Annotated in this window: 17 protein-coding genes, 1 tRNA gene and 2 pseudogenes; 9 read left to right on the top strand and 11 right to left on the bottom strand. The window is 65.5% G+C overall.

Annotated features, from left to right (window positions below):
- Positions 1–6 precede the first annotated feature (6 nt).
- The 4 genes and pseudogenes from WS92_RS05220 to WS92_RS05205 all read right to left on the bottom strand — a co-directional run.
- Positions 7–612, bottom strand: coding sequence for a flavin reductase family protein (locus WS92_RS05220; protein ID WP_059934824.1), 606 nt, complete (start codon positions 610–612; stop codon positions 7–9).
- A gap of 89 nt (positions 613–701) precedes the next feature.
- Positions 702–1331, bottom strand: a complete 630-nt coding sequence (locus WS92_RS05215; RefSeq protein WP_059934825.1) for a Rossmann-fold NAD(P)-binding domain-containing protein — start codon at positions 1329–1331, stop codon at positions 702–704.
- A 119-nt stretch (positions 1332–1450) separates the two neighbouring features.
- Entirely contained in the window at positions 1451–2761 is a 1311-nt protein-coding gene (locus WS92_RS36365; RefSeq protein ID WP_059934826.1) for an NERD domain-containing protein, read from the bottom strand.
- A 53-nt stretch (positions 2762–2814) separates the two neighbouring features.
- A pseudogene (locus WS92_RS05205) lies at positions 2815–3229 on the bottom strand (quercetin 2,3-dioxygenase); the annotation flags it as partial.
- Between WS92_RS05205 and WS92_RS36360 the strand changes: the two are divergent.
- The 3 genes and pseudogenes from WS92_RS36360 to WS92_RS05195 form a co-directional block, all read left to right on the top strand.
- A pseudogene (locus WS92_RS36360) lies at positions 3206–3385 on the top strand (LysR substrate-binding domain-containing protein); the annotation flags it as partial. The pseudogenes WS92_RS05205 and WS92_RS36360 sit on opposite strands and share 24 nt — an antisense overlap.
- A gap of 423 nt (positions 3386–3808) precedes the next feature.
- Complete coding sequence (locus tag WS92_RS36955; RefSeq protein ID WP_009893885.1) at positions 3809–3931, top strand: hypothetical protein; 123 nt, start codon at positions 3809–3811, stop codon at positions 3929–3931.
- A gap of 58 nt (positions 3932–3989) precedes the next feature.
- The gene (locus tag WS92_RS05195; protein ID WP_059934828.1) at positions 3990–4943 is read left to right on the top strand and encodes a hypothetical protein; all 954 of its coding nucleotides are present in this window, start codon (positions 3990–3992) and stop codon (positions 4941–4943) included.
- 237 nt (positions 4944–5180) lie between these two features.
- On the opposite strand, the gene WS92_RS05190 is transcribed toward WS92_RS05195, so the two are convergent.
- The 7 genes from WS92_RS05190 to acs form a co-directional block, all read right to left on the bottom strand.
- On the bottom strand, positions 5181–5588 hold the full coding sequence (locus WS92_RS05190) for a hypothetical protein (protein WP_059934829.1): 408 nt from the start codon (positions 5586–5588) through the stop codon (positions 5181–5183).
- Positions 5589–5705: 117 nt separating this feature from the next.
- Positions 5706–5849, bottom strand: a complete 144-nt coding sequence (locus WS92_RS35560) for a hypothetical protein (RefSeq protein ID WP_156443025.1) — start codon at positions 5847–5849, stop codon at positions 5706–5708.
- Between the two features lie 101 nt (positions 5850–5950).
- Positions 5951–6304, bottom strand: a complete 354-nt coding sequence (locus tag WS92_RS05185) for a site-specific integrase (RefSeq protein WP_059934830.1) — start codon at positions 6302–6304, stop codon at positions 5951–5953.
- Positions 6305–6443: 139 nt separating this feature from the next.
- Positions 6444–6533 (bottom strand) — tRNA-Ser (locus tag WS92_RS05180).
- Between the two features lie 62 nt (positions 6534–6595).
- On the bottom strand, positions 6596–8611 hold the full coding sequence (locus WS92_RS05175; protein ID WP_015603112.1) for a VC_2705 family sodium/solute symporter: 2016 nt from the start codon (positions 8609–8611) through the stop codon (positions 6596–6598).
- A complete protein-coding gene (locus WS92_RS05170) occupies positions 8605–8985 on the bottom strand; it encodes a DUF4212 domain-containing protein (RefSeq protein WP_015603650.1) in 381 nt (126 codons plus the stop codon). The genes WS92_RS05175 and WS92_RS05170 overlap by 7 nt, the downstream gene beginning before the upstream one ends.
- A gap of 97 nt (positions 8986–9082) precedes the next feature.
- A complete protein-coding gene (gene acs / locus WS92_RS05165; RefSeq protein WP_006028502.1) occupies positions 9083–11065 on the bottom strand; it encodes an acetate--CoA ligase in 1983 nt (660 codons plus the stop codon).
- Positions 11066–11354: 289 nt separating this feature from the next.
- Between acs and WS92_RS05160 the strand changes: the two genes are divergently transcribed.
- From WS92_RS05160 to WS92_RS05135, 6 genes are all read left to right on the top strand, one after another.
- Entirely contained in the window at positions 11355–12254 is a 900-nt protein-coding gene (locus tag WS92_RS05160) for a DMT family transporter (RefSeq protein WP_059934831.1), read from the top strand.
- A gap of 159 nt (positions 12255–12413) precedes the next feature.
- Positions 12414–13022, top strand: coding sequence for a TIGR00645 family protein (locus WS92_RS05155; protein ID WP_006028500.1), 609 nt, complete (start codon positions 12414–12416; stop codon positions 13020–13022).
- A 39-nt stretch (positions 13023–13061) separates the two neighbouring features.
- Positions 13062–14597, top strand: a complete 1536-nt coding sequence (locus tag WS92_RS05150; protein WP_015603323.1) for a fumarate hydratase — start codon at positions 13062–13064, stop codon at positions 14595–14597.
- 154 nt (positions 14598–14751) lie between these two features.
- Positions 14752–15228: a bacterioferritin gene (gene bfr / locus WS92_RS05145; protein WP_006028498.1), complete on the top strand. Its 477-nt coding sequence runs from the start codon at positions 14752–14754 to the stop codon at positions 15226–15228.
- Positions 15229–15273: 45 nt separating this feature from the next.
- Positions 15274–16146 (top strand): glutamate racemase, encoded by an 873-nt coding sequence (murI, locus tag WS92_RS05140; protein WP_059934832.1) that lies wholly within the window; start codon positions 15274–15276, stop codon positions 16144–16146.
- Positions 16147–16280: 134 nt separating this feature from the next.
- On the top strand, positions 16281–16520 hold the full coding sequence (locus WS92_RS05135) for a (2Fe-2S)-binding protein (protein ID WP_009914377.1): 240 nt from the start codon (positions 16281–16283) through the stop codon (positions 16518–16520).
- Positions 16521–16617 lie beyond the last annotated feature (97 nt).

Below are 16617 nucleotides of genomic sequence, written 5' to 3'. Positions count from 1 at the left end.
GCGCCTCTACAGCGCGGCTTCGGCGTCCTGCTCGCCGGCCCCGCGAGCCGACAGCGGCTCGCCGATCGCATAGAAGTGGCCGCCCGCGACATGATGCAGGCTTCGCCACGCGGGATCGGCCTGTTCGAATTGCCAATGCCCGTCCTTGAACGCGCGCGTATCGGACCATGCGGCGGCAACCTCGCCGATGAACAGGTCGTGCGCCTGCTGGTTGTGCGGCTCCGGCACGAGCGTGCACGCGAGCCACGCCGAGCAGCCCGCGACGAACGGCGCGTCGTGGCCGTCGATCGAAAAGAGCCGCACGCCGGCGCGCCGCAGCTTGTCCGGCTGACTCGACAGGCTATGGCTGCCGACTTCCTGCGTGAGCTGCAATTGCGCGGCCGTCGGCACCTGGACGACGAAGCGTCCGCTGCGCTCGATCAATTCGCGCGTCTTCGTCGCCTTGTCGAGCACCACCGTCAGCTTCGGCGGCGAGAAATCCAGCGCACACGCCCACGCCGCCGCCATCACGTTGTCCACGCCGTCGTGGCGGGCGGATACGAGCACCGTCGGGCCATGATTGATGAGCCGGTAAGCTTTCTTCAGCTCGACCGCTGCGATATGACTGTCCATTCAGACTCCGTAGAAAGCATTGCCATTGAGGGAGCGGCGCGAATCGCGAGCGAGCCCGATGCGCCGGCATGCGAACCCGCGCGCGGCGATCAGGTCAGCCGATCGGACGTGACGAGATGCGCGCCCGGCGCCGGATTCAGCGCCGCGTTTAGCAACGCGCGGGCGATCGTCGGCGCCGGATTGAGCCGCCAGCCGCGCGGCAGCAGCGGCCCGAACAGCGTCAATGCAAGCACGGCGGCTCGCTCGCCGGCGCGGAATTCGTCCCGATGCCCGCCGATCAGGCCCGGCCGCACCGCGGTAAACGATGCGAACCCGAGGGCCGCCAGATCCCGCTCCAGTTCGCCCTTCACGCGGTTGTAGAAAAAGCGCGACGACGGGTCCGCGCCGAGCGCCGAATTGAGCACGTATGTCGGCGTGCCGTGCCGCCGGGCGATGCGCGCAACCGCGAGCGGATAGTCGTGATCGACTAACCGGAACGCGGGCCTGGAGCCGGCCGCGCGCATCGTCGTGCCGAGCGTGCAGATCGCCGCGTCGGCGCGCCACCACGGCGCGTCTTCGGGCAGACGATCGAAATCGACGCGCGGCGCATGCAGCTTCGGATGCGCGGGCAGCGCGCGGCGCGCGAGCGCCGTCACGCCATCGACGCGCGGATCGGCGAGCGCCAGGTCCAGCACGTGACGGCCAACGAGCCCCGTCGATCCGACGAGCAGCAGTTTCATCGTGAATCCCTCAGTGCGTATCGCGCATCGGCGGCGGCGGCCTCGCCGCCGCTCATCGCAAATGCGCGCGGTTTCGTTGATCGGATCGTCGATCGCGTACCGGCGGGACAGCCAGGCTGTCACTCCGGGTCCACGCGTCCGTTGCAGCCCAGACGGTCGACGCCTGGCGGGCAGGATACGGGATATTCGACCGTGGGCGGCGATTCGGATCGGACAGCGGACGCCGGCCGTTCGGCGACGGCCGCCACATCGGCCGCCGCGCCCACTCGGGCCGTATCGGTCCCGGCCGGCGCGGTCGTCCGGCGCGGTTTCGACGCGACGTGCCTTTTCGGGCGATGCGGACGCGGCGGCTTGACCGTCGTCGTCTGCGACGCGGCGACAGCGGTTGCGTTCGGCGGGACAGCGCGCGTGTCGCTTCGCCAGACGAACGCAGCCGCGCTCAACAGTACGAAGACGCCCAACGGCAGGCGGCGCGCCCGCTCGCCGCGGGCGGGCCGCACCGCCGTGGCGACGGAAGGCAGCCCGGGACGTGCGGCTGCGTTCGAGTTGCGCGCGGCGTGCGCATCGCTTGTGGCCGCGGGCGACCAAACGGCAGGCGCGGGCGCAGCGCGTCGAACGACGCCGCGCCGAGCCGGCGCGACGTCTGCCGGCAGCGCGCGAGGCAGCCCTTCGTCCGTCCGGACGGTCGACGGCACGACGACCGGCTGGGACGGGTTCGGCGGGGCGGAGGCGTCGAACGGCGCAGGCGCAGCCGCTCCAGACGGCTCGAATGTTCTGGGCGATTCGGCCGCAAACGGCGGCCGCCCTGCCATCGACCGCGCCGGTCCGGCTACCGCCAGTTGCAGCGTCGAGCGATCCAGATTCAGCGTGCCGGCGAGCAGGCGCAGCCAATCGAGCGGCCACGGCTCGCCCGCGCGGGCGGCCAGCAGTTCGCCGAGACGCTCGATTCCGCGAATCGCGACCCACTCGTGATCCATCTCGTCGAACATCGAGCCGGGCGCGATGCCGGCCTCGAACAGCACGGCCGCGTTGGGATAGGGAATCCACCTGCCGGACATCTCGACGCCCAGCCGTTTCCGCACCGCATACTTGTTCTTCAGCGCCTGGTCCCAGCCGTTCCGCTCGCGCCGAAGCGAGCCGTCCGGCGAGACGCTCGACCATGAGCCGTTGACGAATCCGATGACGGGCACGCGAAAACCCTTGACCTCGAGCAGCAGCGTCGTCGATTCGGTGCCGACGAGAAAATCGATCTGGCATCGGCCGATCGTGAAGTTCGAGAGCACGACGGCAGGCAGACCGCGCGCGTCCAGATGCTCGAAAAGCGCGATCAGCACGCGCTTTTCCGAATCGGGCTCGATTTCGGCGCCGCAGTAGAGTTCGATGCTCGACATGAAGGGCAGCGGCGAGCCTGCCGACCCGCCAACTTTCATATGACGATTCGGATTCTATCGCTTCGCCGGTGAACATCCGCCGCGTGCCCGCGTTACGCCCACTCGGCGGTGACTTCGATCGGCCGCAGATCGAACAGCAGCACCTCCGCCTGCTTGCCGTTCGCGATCTGCAACGCTGCTTCGTCGCGAATCCGCGCGCCGTCGCCCTCGCGCAGTTCGACGCCGTTGACCGTCACCGATCCGCGCACGACGTGCACATATGCGAAGCGCCGCGGCGGCAGTTCGAACCGCTCGCTCGCGTCGCCGTCGAAGAGGCCCGCGTAGACCCGCGCGTCCTGCCGGATCTTCAGCGAGCCGTCCTGCCCCTCCGGCGACACGATGAGGCGCAGCCGCCCGCGCTTTTCGTCGTCGCTCACGCTCGCCTGCTGATATCCAGATCTGCAGGAAATGCACCGGTTCGTCCGCGGAATGGTTGAACTCGCTATGCGCGATGCCCTTGCCCGCGCTCTCGCGGGGCTCGGCGTCGCGCTGCTGCCGCACTTCATCGTCGCGGCCGCGCTGGACGCGGGCCGGCTCGTGACCGTGCTCGAACCGTTCGCGCAGGCTCCGCTGCCCGTCAACGCCGTGTATCCGCAGCACCGGCAGGACATGGCGGCGTGCCGGGCGGCCGACCGTCCGTCGACGACGATTCGGCGCAATGCGTCGTCTCCGCCTGCCGATGTGCGTGCGCGATTGCGCGATCTCTCGAATTCCGGTGCCCGAAATTATTCGAAAAATTGAATCGAAGATCAGAAACACCAATATGCAATCCACTCCTCGCCTTCCCACTATTTAAGAAGCCGGATTCGCTTTCATACATCAATTCCAATCGCCATTGCGATTTTCGGCCGGCAACGCATCGTGCCCTCTCCCGTGTTTAGTACACGACAAGTAAAAACAATATCGACAATTGCATTCAATAAAATCGACAAGTAATATCGAATGCACTTGTAAGGCATTGACAAGAAATGCCGCGCAAGCAGCGGCGGCCTGGCCGCCATGTTTCCATGTTGAATAACTCGTGCTCACAACACCTGGAGAATTGACATGCAGGAAAATCAGCAAATCGATTTGCTCGCCTGGATGCAGGAAGATACGCATGCTGAAGCCGTCGACATGATGGTCGAGGATGCGGTGGTGCCGTTCGGCACCGCGCTCTGGCCGGTCTAAGCAGGCCATTCGATCTGACGGAAGGGCGCGCGCCCTTCCGTCGCTTCCGGAGACACGCATGCTGAACCTGCACCGCGCACTCGGCTTTCATCCCGCACTGCGCGACAAGCTCGCGCGCTCGGATACGGCGAATCTGCTGGTCGGATACGACGCAAGCAACCGCGATATCGCATTGCAAGCGTTTTCCGCACTGCCCGAATCGCTCGACGCAACCACGCTCTGCCTCGAAAGCACGCCGCCCGCCGACATCATCGCGGCGATCGACCGCTCCGATCTGTTCGTCCTGCTATACGACTCGTCGTGCCTGCCGACGCCGTTGCCGAGCGGCCCGCCGTTCCTTTCGGCAATCCGGCCCGCAATCGTCGAGCACTGGGGCAAGTCGGTGCTGTTCAAGGATTACGGCCCGCATCTCGACGAAGCCTTCTCGGAATCGCTCGACGACATCGCCGCGCGCAACGGCCGGCTGATCGACGCCGCCGCGCGCGCGTCGCAGGTCCGCTTCATCGACGAGGCCGGCAACCTGCTGACGGGCTCGCTCAAGCCGGATCAGAAATGGACGAGCGTCGACGGCATGGGCAACCTCGACGTCGTGCCTGGCGAGATCGCGACGCACGTCACCGATCTGCACGGCTCGATCGTGTTCAGCGGGACGTTTCTCAGCACCATTCCGTTCGCCGTCAAATACAAGGTCGCCGAGCGGCTTGCGACGCTGCGCATCGAGAACAGCACGATCGCCGGCTTCGACAGCGATCATCCTGGCTTTCGCCACGATTTCGCGTCGTATCTGGAACGGCACGCGAACCATCGCAAGATCGAGGAGTTCGGCATCGGCACGAACCTCGGAATCAAGGGGCTGTACGGCCGCAACGCCGGCTTCGAGGAGCGGCATCCGGGCCTGCATCTCGGTCTCGGCGGCGGCGAACAGGGCAGCCATCACCTCGATCTGATCTTCGCCAACGGAACGCTGGCGTTCGACGACAGGATCGTGTTCGATCGCGCATTCGCGGTGTGATGCCGTCGTGCGGCGCGAGGCGCGAGCGCAGATCGTGTCCGAGATTTTCATCGCGGATCAGCGGGCGGGAATGCCGCTCGGGCGTCTTCCCGGGCGCAACCCGCGTCGGCCGCCTCGGTTCGAGCCACGCAGGCCTCCCACGGTCAACGGAACCGGCACATGGACCGGTTCAAGTGTCGAGCATCCAATTTGAACCGCGTCCGCTTTGGGAACCGCGTCGCATGCCGAAATAAGGAATCAGGCGTCTTCCTTGAAGATATCCTGGAGTTGCGTGCGCAGCCGTGAAAATTCTTTGGGATTTTGCGTCTTCAGTTGCAGGAGCCTGGCATTTATTTCCTCGGCGATCGACTCTGATTCTTCCTTTTTGATTTGCTCGATCTCGCCCTGTATGCGCTTGAGGTATTTCACGGACTCTTTCGCTTCCGCCGACATCGTTCCTTGATTCCTGGCGATGTCCAGCAGCACCTCGGTGATCAGCCCGAGTTGGCGCCCATACGAGGCAACCTGGAATGCTTTCCGCTCGACCCGTCCATTGCCCGCGCCTGGATCGATGGTGTCGAACAAATCAGGCTGAATCGTCTGGTCGACGGCGCCGCTCAATGGAAAATAAAAATTCGGAGCCCAAAGCCATATCCACGGATACATATGGTTCCCCTTTTCGATAGCATTTGAATACATCTGTCTCAAGAAACTGCCGATGGAAACTTGTATTCGACACCCCGCAGGTTGTGGCGACGTCGGACGTCTCGATCCGAACGACGTTCAGATGACGGACCGTTCACGTTTGGACATGGATACGAGATGGTCGGCCCGGCTGTTGCACGAATATTCGACTTCGCGCCTTGCAAATTTCAGGGAGACGCGCCCGGTGGCGAAGAATCGTCGCGGCCTGACTTCCTTCTTCATGCGGCTCTTTTCCCATTATCGGGCACGCCGTCAATGGTGATAGGGTATTTCTGCAACGCGGCGGAGGATTCAAAGCGCTTCTTATGCCTATGCACTACGTCCTATAGTGCCACGCGCAGCGGCAATCCCATCTTCATGCGGTCGCCGGGAATCGTCCAGACCTTACGGCGCAGATCGAACTCTTCCGGCCGGGCCATCAGCATCTCGTTCGTGCGCACGCACGTGAGAATCAACAGATGCAGCATGCGCGCGGATCGCGCATCACGCACTTCGGGCTTTCGGATGAACTCCGACAGTTCGCCCCACGGCAGCGCCGGATGGTGCTTCACTTTCTTTCGCTTGTTCTGCTTCGGTAGGAGTTTGTCGAGGTGGCCGCGCCAGCGAGCGGGGTTCTCACCTTCGCGCCGTCCATACGCCTTCTCGGCGTCGAGAATTGATTCGATGCGACCGCGCACGCGGAAACCCCCGTTTGATGGTTGGATTGTGCGAGTTGAAGCGGGAGGTGGCAAGAAAAGAAAAACCCCCGAAACCCTGCTGTTGCAAGGCTTCGAGGGTGTGTCGCAGAATCCCGGAAGATCCCGCTTAATAGCCTACTGGCGGAGAGAGGGGGATTCGAACCCCCGATAGGCTTTCACCTATACACGCTTTCCAGGCGTGCGACTTAAACCACTCATCCATCTCTCCGGGAAGACGGCAAGTATAGCAAACTCCGGAACCAAGCCGCCAGTCCCAGCGAAAACCGCCCGTCACGGATGCCGGATATAGTCGACGAGCGCGTTCGTATACGCATCCGGCCGCCGATCCAGCAGGCTCACGACGATCGCCATCGCAAACCCGGCCGGCACGCCGAACACGCCGGAGCTGATCGGCTCGATGCCGAGCCAGTTCGGCCCCGCGAAGCCCGTGATCTGCGTGAAGAACGGATACGTCGACACGATGTAGTACACGCACACGCCAAGCCCCGTCACCATCCCGGCCACCGCGCCACGCGTCGTCGTGCGCTTCCAGAACACGCCAAGCACGAGCACCGGAAAGAAGCTCGACGCGGCGAGCGAGAACGCCGCCCCGACCAGGAACAAAATCTTTCCCGTATTCAGCGACGCGACATACGACGCAAACAGCGCAACGCCAAGCAGCAGCACCTTCGAGATCGTCACGCGCCGCTGGCTCGACGCGTCGGGCGCGACCATGTGGTAGTAGACGTCGTGCGACAGCGCATTCGCGATCGTCAATAACAGTCCGTCCGCCGTCGACAGCGCCGCGGCAAGCGCGCCCGCCGCGATCAGCCCCGACACGACATACGGCAGTCCCGCGATCTCCGGCGCCGCAAGCACGACGATGTCGGGCTGCATCTGGATCTCCGACCAATGGATCATGCCGTCGCGCAACTGATCGACGACGCTGATGAGCCCCGGCTCGAATCGGTGCCATTGCGTAATCCATGCAGGCAGATCGGCGAACGGCCGCCCCACCAGATTCGTCAGGATCTCGTGCTTGATCAGCACCGCGAGCACCGGCACCGTCAAATAGAACAGCGCGATGAAAAACAGCGTCCAGCCGACCGAGCGCCGCGCGGACGCCACCGACGTCGTCGTGTTGTAGCGCGTCAGAATGTGCGGCAGGCTCGCCGTGCCGAGCGACAGGCACAGCAGCAGCGCCAGGAAGTTTCGTTCGCGCGGGCGGCGGTCGTCGTCGCTCGCGGCCGGAAACGGCTCGTGCATCGGCACCGGGTCCGCCGCGCGCGCGAGCAGATCGTCGCGCGCCTGCTCCCACACGACCCGCGCCGCCGCCGGATCGCGCGGAAACTCGGCGAGCTCGCGCTCGCGCAGGTTGATCTCGCGCAGCGGCCCGTTGTGCCGGCGCAGCGCGGCAACGTCTTCCACGAGCCGCGCGCGCGCATCTTCGTAAGACGCCGGCAGCCGATCGAGCTGCGCCTGGATCTCGGCCGCCTGCCTGCGATACGCGTCGCGCACCTGCCGTTCCTGCGGCGCGTCGCGTATCTCCGTCTCGAGCGTTTCGACACGCGACATCAGATGGCCGTAATTGAATTGCGGCACGGGCCCGAGGCCGTTCTTCATCGCGATCAGCGAAACGGGCAGCAGGAACGCGATGATCAGGATGATGTACTGCGCGACCTGCGTCCACGTGACCGCGCGCATCCCGCCGAGGAACGAGCAGACAAGTATCCCCGCGAGGCCGCAGAAGATGCCGATCGAGAAATCGACGCCGATGAAGCGCGTCGCGATGAGGCCGATGCCCTGTATCTGCGCGACCAGGTAGACGAACGAGCACAGGATCGCGGCAATCGCCGCGAGCGCCCTGACGAGCGTGCTCGAAAAGCGCGTGCCCAGGAAATCGGGAATCGTGTAGCGCGCGAGCTTGCGCACATACGGCGCGAGCAGGAACGCGACGAGGCAGAAGCCGCCCGTCCAGCCCATCAGGTACGCGAGCGCGTCGTAGCCGGTCGCGTACAGCGAGCCCGCGAGACCGATGAACGAGGCAGCGGACAGCCAGTCGGCGGCGGTCGCCATGCCGTTGAACGCGGACGGCACGCGCCGCCCGGCCACGTAGTATTCGACGAGATCCGAGGTCCGCGACAGCAGCCCGATCACCGCGTAGACCGCGATCGGCACGAACAGGAACACATAGCCGATCCACACGCCCGGCCCGGTCGCGCGCTCGATCCGCCACAGCAGCAGCACGAACGCGGCGAAGCCGATCGTGTACAGCGCATACGCGCGAACCAGCCGATTCGTCAGCATGCGTCGGCGTCCGTCGAAATGGCTTCGTTGCGCTTCGCTTCGTCCGCATACGCGTCGTAGTCGCGCCGCAGAATCCGGTCGGCGCGCTGCATCAGCACGATGTAGACGCCGATCAGCGCGAGATAGACGAGGATCGCGCCCTGCGCGCCGACGTAGAACGGCAGGCTGAAGCCGGCGAAGCGCAGATGCGCGAGCGCCGGCGCGAACAGCGGCACGACGAACGACACGGCGAAGCCGATCGTCATCAGCACGGCGATCAGCGCGACGTTGAAACGCCAGTAGCGCGCATGCGCGCGCGCGAGCGGCACCGGCACGAACGGCGGTTCGGCGGGATGCGACGGCGTGGGCGAAGAGGTACCGGAAGAAGCGGCCATGCGCTTGTGTAACAAAAAGCCCCTGCGCAGGCAATCGGGATTGCCGCGCAGGGGCTCGGGCGGCGCGCATTCGGCAGCGCGCCGCGCGCCGTCACGCTCAGCGCACTTCGGCGAGCTGTTCGAGGATCGCGGGGTTCTCGAGCGTCGACGTGTCCTGCGTGATCGCCTCGCCCTTCGCGAGCGAGCGCAGCAGGCGCCGCATGATCTTGCCCGAACGCGTCTTCGGCAGGTTGTCGCCGAAGCGGATGTCCTTCGGCTTCGCGATCGGCCCGATCTCCTTGCCGACCCAGTCGCGCAGCGCCTTCGCGAGCGCCGCCGCCTCTTCGCCTTCCGGCCGCGTGCGCTTCAACACGACGAACGCGACGACCGCCTCTCCCGTCGTGTCGTCCGGCCGGCCGACCACGGCCGCCTCCGCGACGAGTTCGTGCGACACGAGCGCCGATTCGATCTCCATCGTGCCGAGCCGGTGTCCGGACACGTTCAGCACGTCGTCGATGCGGCCCATGATCGTGAAGTAGCCGGTTTCCTTGTCGCGCACGGTGCCGTCGCCCGCCAGATAGAGGCGGCCGCCGAGCTCTTCCGGGTAATAGCTCTTCTTGAAGCGGTCCGGGTCGCCCCAGATCGTGCGCGCCATCGCCGGCCACGGACGCTTGACGACGAGAATGCCGCCCTGCCCGTTCGGCACGTCCTGGCCCGTCTCGTCGACGACGGCGGCCATGATGCCCGGCAGCGGCAGCGTGCACGAGCCCGGCACGGTCGGCGTCGCGCCGGGCAGCGGCGTGATCATGTGGCCGCCCGTCTCGGTCTGCCACCACGTGTCGACGATCGGGCAGCGCCCGCCGCCGACGTGCTTGTGATACCACATCCACGCTTCCGGATTGATCGGCTCGCCGACCGTGCCGATGATCCGCAGGCTCGACAGATCGTAGCTCTTCGGGTGCACGTGGTCGTCGGCCTCGGCCGCCTTGATCAGCGAGCGGATCGCGGTCGGCGCGGTGTAGAACACGGATACCTTGTGGTCGCCGATCATCTTCCAGAAGCGGCCCGCGTTCGGATAGGTCGGCACGCCCTCGAACACGACCTGCGTCGCGCCGACGGCGAGCGGCCCGTACGTGATGTACGAGTGGCCCGTGACCCAGCCGATGTCGGCCGTGCACCAGAACACGTCGGTCGGCTTCCAGTCGAACGTCCACTTCATCGTCTGCGCGCCCCACAGCAGATAGCCCGCCGTGCTGTGCTGGACGCCCTTCGGCTTGCCGGTCGAGCCGGACGTGTACAGGATGAAGAGCGGATGCTCGGCGCCGACCCACTCGGGCTCGCACGCGTCGGACTCGTTCGCGACGATCTCGTGCATCCAGACGTCGCGGCCCGCGTGCCAGCCGACGTTGCCGCCCGTGCGGCGATAGACGACGACGGTCTTCACCGCGTCGCAGCCGCCCATCGCGAGCGCCTCGTCGGCGATGTTCTTGAGCGGCAGCGCCTTGCCGCCGCGCATCTGCTCGTCGGCCGTGATGAGCGCGGTCGCGCCGACGTCGACAATGCGCTCGTGCAGCGACTTCGACGAGAAGCCGCCGAACACGACCGAGTGCGTCGCGCCGATCCGCGCGCACGCCTGCATCGCGACGATGCCTTCGACCGACATCGGAATGTAGATGACAACGCGGTCGCCGCGGCCGACGCCGCGCCTCTTCAGCGCGTTCGCGAAACGCGACACGCGCGCGAGCAGATCGGCGTAGGTGACGCGCGTGACGGTGCCGTCGTCGGCCTCGAAGATCACCGCGACGCGCTCGCCGAGGCCGGCGGCGACGTGGCGGTCGAGGCAGTTGTACGACGCGTTCAGCTCGCCGTCCTCGAACCACGTGTAGAACGGCGCATTCGTCTCGTCGAGCACCTTGCCGAACGGCTTGTGCCATTCGAGCGTCTCGCGCGCGAGACGCGCCCAGAATCCTTCGTAATCGCGCTCAGCCTCTTCGGCGAGCGCCCGATAAGCCGCCATGCCGGAAATGGCTGCCGCCTTCTCCACGGCGGCGGGCGGCGCGAACTGGCGGCGTTCGTGCAGAACCGATTCAATCGCAGACATCGACTACCCCTTGGTGAACATGGAACCCACTACGTGCCGGCGCGATCGGGCGCGCCGTGTCTGATTGGCGCGCGACGCGCCTGTCTCCCACCCTGCGCGCCGCATGCGGCTCATGTGACGCGCGATGCTGCACCGCACCACGCCGGACGGCCGCGGCAAAACGATGCAGACGTTTCACGATAAGCGCCGGAACTTACCCGTCACTTACGCGGCGAGCGGTCCGACGCGGCTTTACGCTGGCTTTCGTGCGACCCTACAATGCTAACCAACTCGTCGCCCGGATTCCAGCTTGAATCGCTACGCCTCCTTTCTCATCGCGTCGATGTTGCTCGTCGGCAGCAACGTCGGCATCGGCAAATCGATCGTCGCCTTCGTTCCCGTCACCCTCCTCGCCACGCTGCGCTTCGTCATCGCGAACGCGGTGCTCTGGCCGCTCTTCAGCCCCGTCAAGATGCGCACCGTCAAGCGCGGCGAATGGCTGAACCTGTTCCTGCAGGCGTTCTTCGGCACGTTCATGTTCACGCTGCTGATGCTCAACGGCGTGCAGCGCACGAGCGCCGTCGCGGCGGGCGTCATCACAAGCACGATCCCGGCCGTCGTCGCGCTGTTCGCATGGATCTTCCTGAGCGAGAAACCGAACAGGCGTGCGCTCGTGTCGATCGCGCTCGCGATCGCCGGCGTCGTGACGATCAATGTCGCGAACGGCACCGCGAGCGAAGGCGGCGCGCACGCGGGCTCGCTCGCCGGCAATCTGCTGATGCTCGGCGCGGTCTGCTGCGAGTCGATCTACGTGATCCTGTCGCGGCGCCTCACGCAGACGCTCGCGCCGATCGACATCTGCGCGTACACCCACCTGTTCGGCCTGCTGCTGATGCTGCCGCTCGGCGCGGGCGCGCTCTGGCATTTCGACTACGCGAGCGTGCCGGCGGGCGTCTGGACGCTCGTCGTCTGGTACGGCCTGTCCGCGAGCATCTTCTCGTTCTGGCTGTGGATGAAGGGCATCCGTCACGTGCCGGGCAGCCTCGCCGGCGTGTTCAGCGCGGTGCTGCCGATCTCGGCCGCGATCTACGGCATCCTGTTCCTCGGCGAACGGCCGACGCTCGCGCACGGCATCGCGCTCGCGTGCGTCGTGACGGGCATCGTGCTCGCGAGCCTGCGCGTGCGGCGCTCGCCGCCCGTCTCACCCTGAACTCGCCCTGAACGCACGTCGCCCGCGCACGGTCGGCACCGCCGGCCTCGATGCGCGGCCTCGATGCCGCGCCGCTGCAAGCGGCCCGACCGACGCGTTACAATAACGCGCTTTTTTTCAAAAACGCTCCATATCCCCGCATCCCCGCTTCGCCCGACCATGTCCGCCGCCCCGACCGATCTGCGCGCCGCCCGCCCGGCCCGCCGCAAGATGCGCCCGCTGCCCGCCGTCATCTTCATGAGCCGCTGGCTGCAAGTCCCCCTTTATCTGGGCCTGATCGTCGCGCAGGCGATCTACGTGTTCCTGTTCCTGAAGGAAGTCTGGCATCTGCTGTCGCACGCGGCGAGCCTCGACGAAACGAGCGTCATGCTCGCCGTGCTCGGCCTCATCGATGTGGTGATGATCTCGAACCTGCTCATCATGGTGATCGTCGGCGGCTATGAAACGTTCGTGTCGCGCCTGGGCGTCGAGGGCCATCCGGACGAGCCGGAATGGCTCGACCACGTGAACGCGGGCGTGCTGAAGGTGAAGCTGTCGATGGCGCTCATCAGCATCTCGTCGATCCACCTGCTGAAGACGTTCATCAATCCGGACCAGCACACGGTGCACGCGATCATGTGGCAGGTGCTGATCCATGTCGCGTTCCTCGTGTCGGCGATCGTGATGGCGTGGGTCGACCGCCTGACGACGCACACGCACCCCGAGCATTTCCACGAAGCGCCGACGCACCCGTCGGCGCCGCGCGAGCCGGCGCAACAGTCGGCCTGAGTCGATTCCCATACCCACAGTCCTCACAGAGCCTCAGCCATGACCGTCATCAAGCAGGAAGACCTGATCCAGAGCATCGCGGATTCGCTGCAGTACATCAGCTACTACCATCCGCTCGACTACATCCAGGCGCTCGGCCGCGCATACGAGCTCGAACAGAGCCCGGCCGCGAAGGACGCGATCGCGCAGATCCTGACGAACAGCCGCATGTGCGCGGAGGGCAAGCGCCCGATCTGCCAGGACACGGGGATCGTCACGATCTTCGTGAAGGTCGGCATGGACGTGCGCTGGGCAAGTGAAAACGGCGGCGCGACGATGAGCGTCACCGACATGATCAACGAAGGCGTGCGCCGCGGCTACACGCATCCGGACAACGTGCTGCGCGCATCGATCGTCAACCCGCCCGAAGGCGCGCGCAAGAACACGAAGGACAACACGCCGGCCGTGATCCACTACGAGATCGTGCCGGGCGACAAAGTCGACGTGCAGGTCGCGGCAAAGGGCGGCGGCTCGGAGAACAAGTCGAAGTTCGTGATGCTGAACCCGTCGGATTCGATCGTCGACTGGGTGCTGAAGACCGTGCCGACGATGGGCGCGGGCTGGTGCCCGCCGGGGATGCTCGGCATCGGCATCGGCGGCACCGCCGAGAAGGCGATGCTGATGGCGAAGGAATCGCTGATGGAGTCGATCGACATCCAGGAGATCATCGCGCGCGGCCCGAAGGACTGGGTCGAAGAACTGCGCGTCGAGCTGCACGAGAAGGTCAACGCGCTCGGCATCGGCGCGCAGGGTCTCGGCGGCCTCGCAACCGTGCTCGACGTGAAGATCATGGCCGCGCCGACGCACGCGGCGTCGAAGCCCGTCGCGATGATCCCGAACTGCGCGGCCACGCGCCACGCGCACTTCGTGCTCGACGGCTCGGGGCAGGCGTCGCTCGAAGCGCCGTCGCTCGACGCATGGCCGAAGGTCCACTGGGAGCCGAACACCGAAACGAGCAAGCGCATCGACCTGAATACGCTGACGCCGGAAGAAGTCGCGTCGTGGAAGCCGGGCCAGACGCTGCTGTTGTCGGGCAAGATGCTCACCGGCCGCGACGCCGCGCACAAGCGCATCGCCGACATGCTCGCCAAGGGCGAGAAGCTGCCCGTCGACTTCACGAACCGCGTGATCTACTACGTCGGCCCGGTCGATCCGGTGCGCGACGAAGTGGTGGGCCCGGCAGGCCCGACGACGGCGACGCGCATGGACAAGTTCACCGAGACGATGCTCGCGCAAACGGGCCTCATCTCGATGGTCGGCAAGGCCGAGCGCGGCCCCGTCGCGATCGACGCGATCAAGAAGCACAAGGCCGCGTATCTGATGGCGGTCGGCGGCGCCGCGTACCTCGTGTCGAAGGCGATCCGCGGCGCGAAGGTGCTCGCGTTCGAAGACCTCGGCATGGAAGCGATCTACGAGTTCGACGTGCAGGACATGCCGGTGACGGTCGCGGTCGATTCGCAGGGCACGTCGGTCCATCAGACGGGGCCGAAGGAGTGGCAGGCGAAGATCGGCAAGATTCCGGTCGCGAGCGCGTAAATAGGAATGATTTTCAGGCCGGATTTCAATCCGGCCTTTTTGATGCGGCGGGTCCGTTCCGTCTTTCGGACATCGAACGGATTCGCCCTTGGCTTTTCAGGAACGAGCGTTTATCGTTCAGGGACTCAAGCCCCACACATCACAAGGAACGAACATGCAAGGCGACAAGAAAGTCATCGAATATCTGAACGCCCAGTTGAAAAACGAACTGACCGCAATCAATCAATATTTCCTGCATGCGCGGATGTACAAGCACTGGGGGCTCGAGAAACTCGGCAAGCACGAATACGACGAATCGATCGGCGAAATGAAGCACGCGGACTGGCTGATCGAACGCGTGTTCGTGCTCGACGGCCTGCCGAACCTGCAGGATCTGCACAAGCTGCTCGTCGGCGAGGAAACCGAGGAGATCCTGAAATGCGATCTGAAGCTCGAGCAGGTCTCGCAGGCCACGTGCAAGGAAGCCATCGCTTATTGCGAATCGGTGCGTGATTACGTGTCACGCGAAATCTTCGAGAAGATCCTCGACGATACCGAAGAGCACATCGACTGGCTCGAAACGCAAATCGATCTGATCGGCAAGGTCGGCATTCAGAACTATCAGCAGTCGATGATGGGCTCGCCGGAGTAATTCCCTCTCGTCGATATTTCATTCGGTTCACGCTCGATCGCCCGCATGACGACGCCGCACACGTCCGATTCCCGCGTATCGCCCGCCCGCACGCCGATCGGCATCTTCGATTCGGGGCTCGGCGGCCTGTCGGTGTTGCGCGCGGTGCGCGAGCAACTGCCCGGCGAGGCGATCGTCTATGTCGCCGATTCGCGCCATGCGCCATATGGCCCGCGCGACGACGCGTTCATCATCGAGCGCACGCTCGCGATCGGCGAATGGCTCGTCGCGCAGGGCGCGAAGGCGCTCGTCGTCGCGTGCAACACGGCCACCGCGCAATCGATCGCCGTCGTGCGCGAACGTCTGCCGATCCCGCTCGTCGGCGTCGAGCCCGGCATCAAGCCGGCGGCGCTGCATTCGAAGACGCGCGTCGCCGGCGTGCTCGCGACGCAGGCGACGCTGCGCAGCGCACGCTTCGAAGCGCTGATCGCGCGCTACGCGGCCGACTGCCGTTTCATCCGCCAGGCGGGGCACGGCCTCGTCGAGGCGATCGAGCGCGGCGACACCGGCTCGCCCGAGTTGCGTGCGCTGCTCGCGGGCTATCTCGAGCCGATGCTCGAAGCAGGCGCCGATACGCTCGTGCTCGGCTGCACGCACTACCCGTTCCTCGACGCGGCGATCCGCGACGTGACGTCGAACCGCCTTCATCTGATCGACACGGGCGATGCGATCGCCCGACAGCTCGCGCGCATCCTCGACGAGCGCGGGCTGCGCGCGCCCGCCTCGTCCCGGCCGGCGCCGCTGCCGCGCCTCTGCTCGACGAGCGACGGCCGGCATTTGCAGACGCTCGCCGCGACGCTGCTCGGGCTCGACGTGCCGGTCGAATCCGTCACCATTTCGTCTCCCAGCACGGCCGCGTCGGCCGCCGATCCGTCGTAGCCTCACCGCTGCGGCCTTCCCCGGAAACCCTTCCAAGCACCTGGTTTTGTTACAAAAAACCCGGAGCCGCGCTTGCCAACCCGTACAAATATAATGATAATAATTCGCATTAACGTTAGCTATCGCGCTCCATCATGATCGTCTGCGTATGCAAGTCCGTTTCCGATCGGAAGATTCGCGCATCCTTTGAGGAAGGCGCGGACACCTTCGAAGAACTCCAGTTCGAACTCGGGGTCGCCACCTGCTGCGGCAAGTGCGAGGAAACCGTGCGCGGGATCATGGCGGAACAGGGCGTTTGTGCGAGCCGCTGCGGTGTCGAGCACCCCGCGGCCGTGCCAGTCCCCATCATGTTCTACGAACGCAAGGCGGCTTGACCGGCGTGCCAGGATTGCACGCGGCGCCGCGCGCCGCGCTCTCGTTTTACCAGCCCGTCAGCAAGCCTGCCCGCGCGAGCCAACGGCCTACCTGTAA

Origin of the sequence: Burkholderia sp. MSMB1588, from assembly GCF_001546925.1 — a bacterium.
Lineage (GTDB): Bacteria > Pseudomonadota > Gammaproteobacteria > Burkholderiales > Burkholderiaceae > Burkholderia > Burkholderia humptydooensis.
The sequence above is the reverse complement of the archived record's forward strand: the minus strand, read 5'-3'. Positions and strand labels throughout refer to the sequence as shown.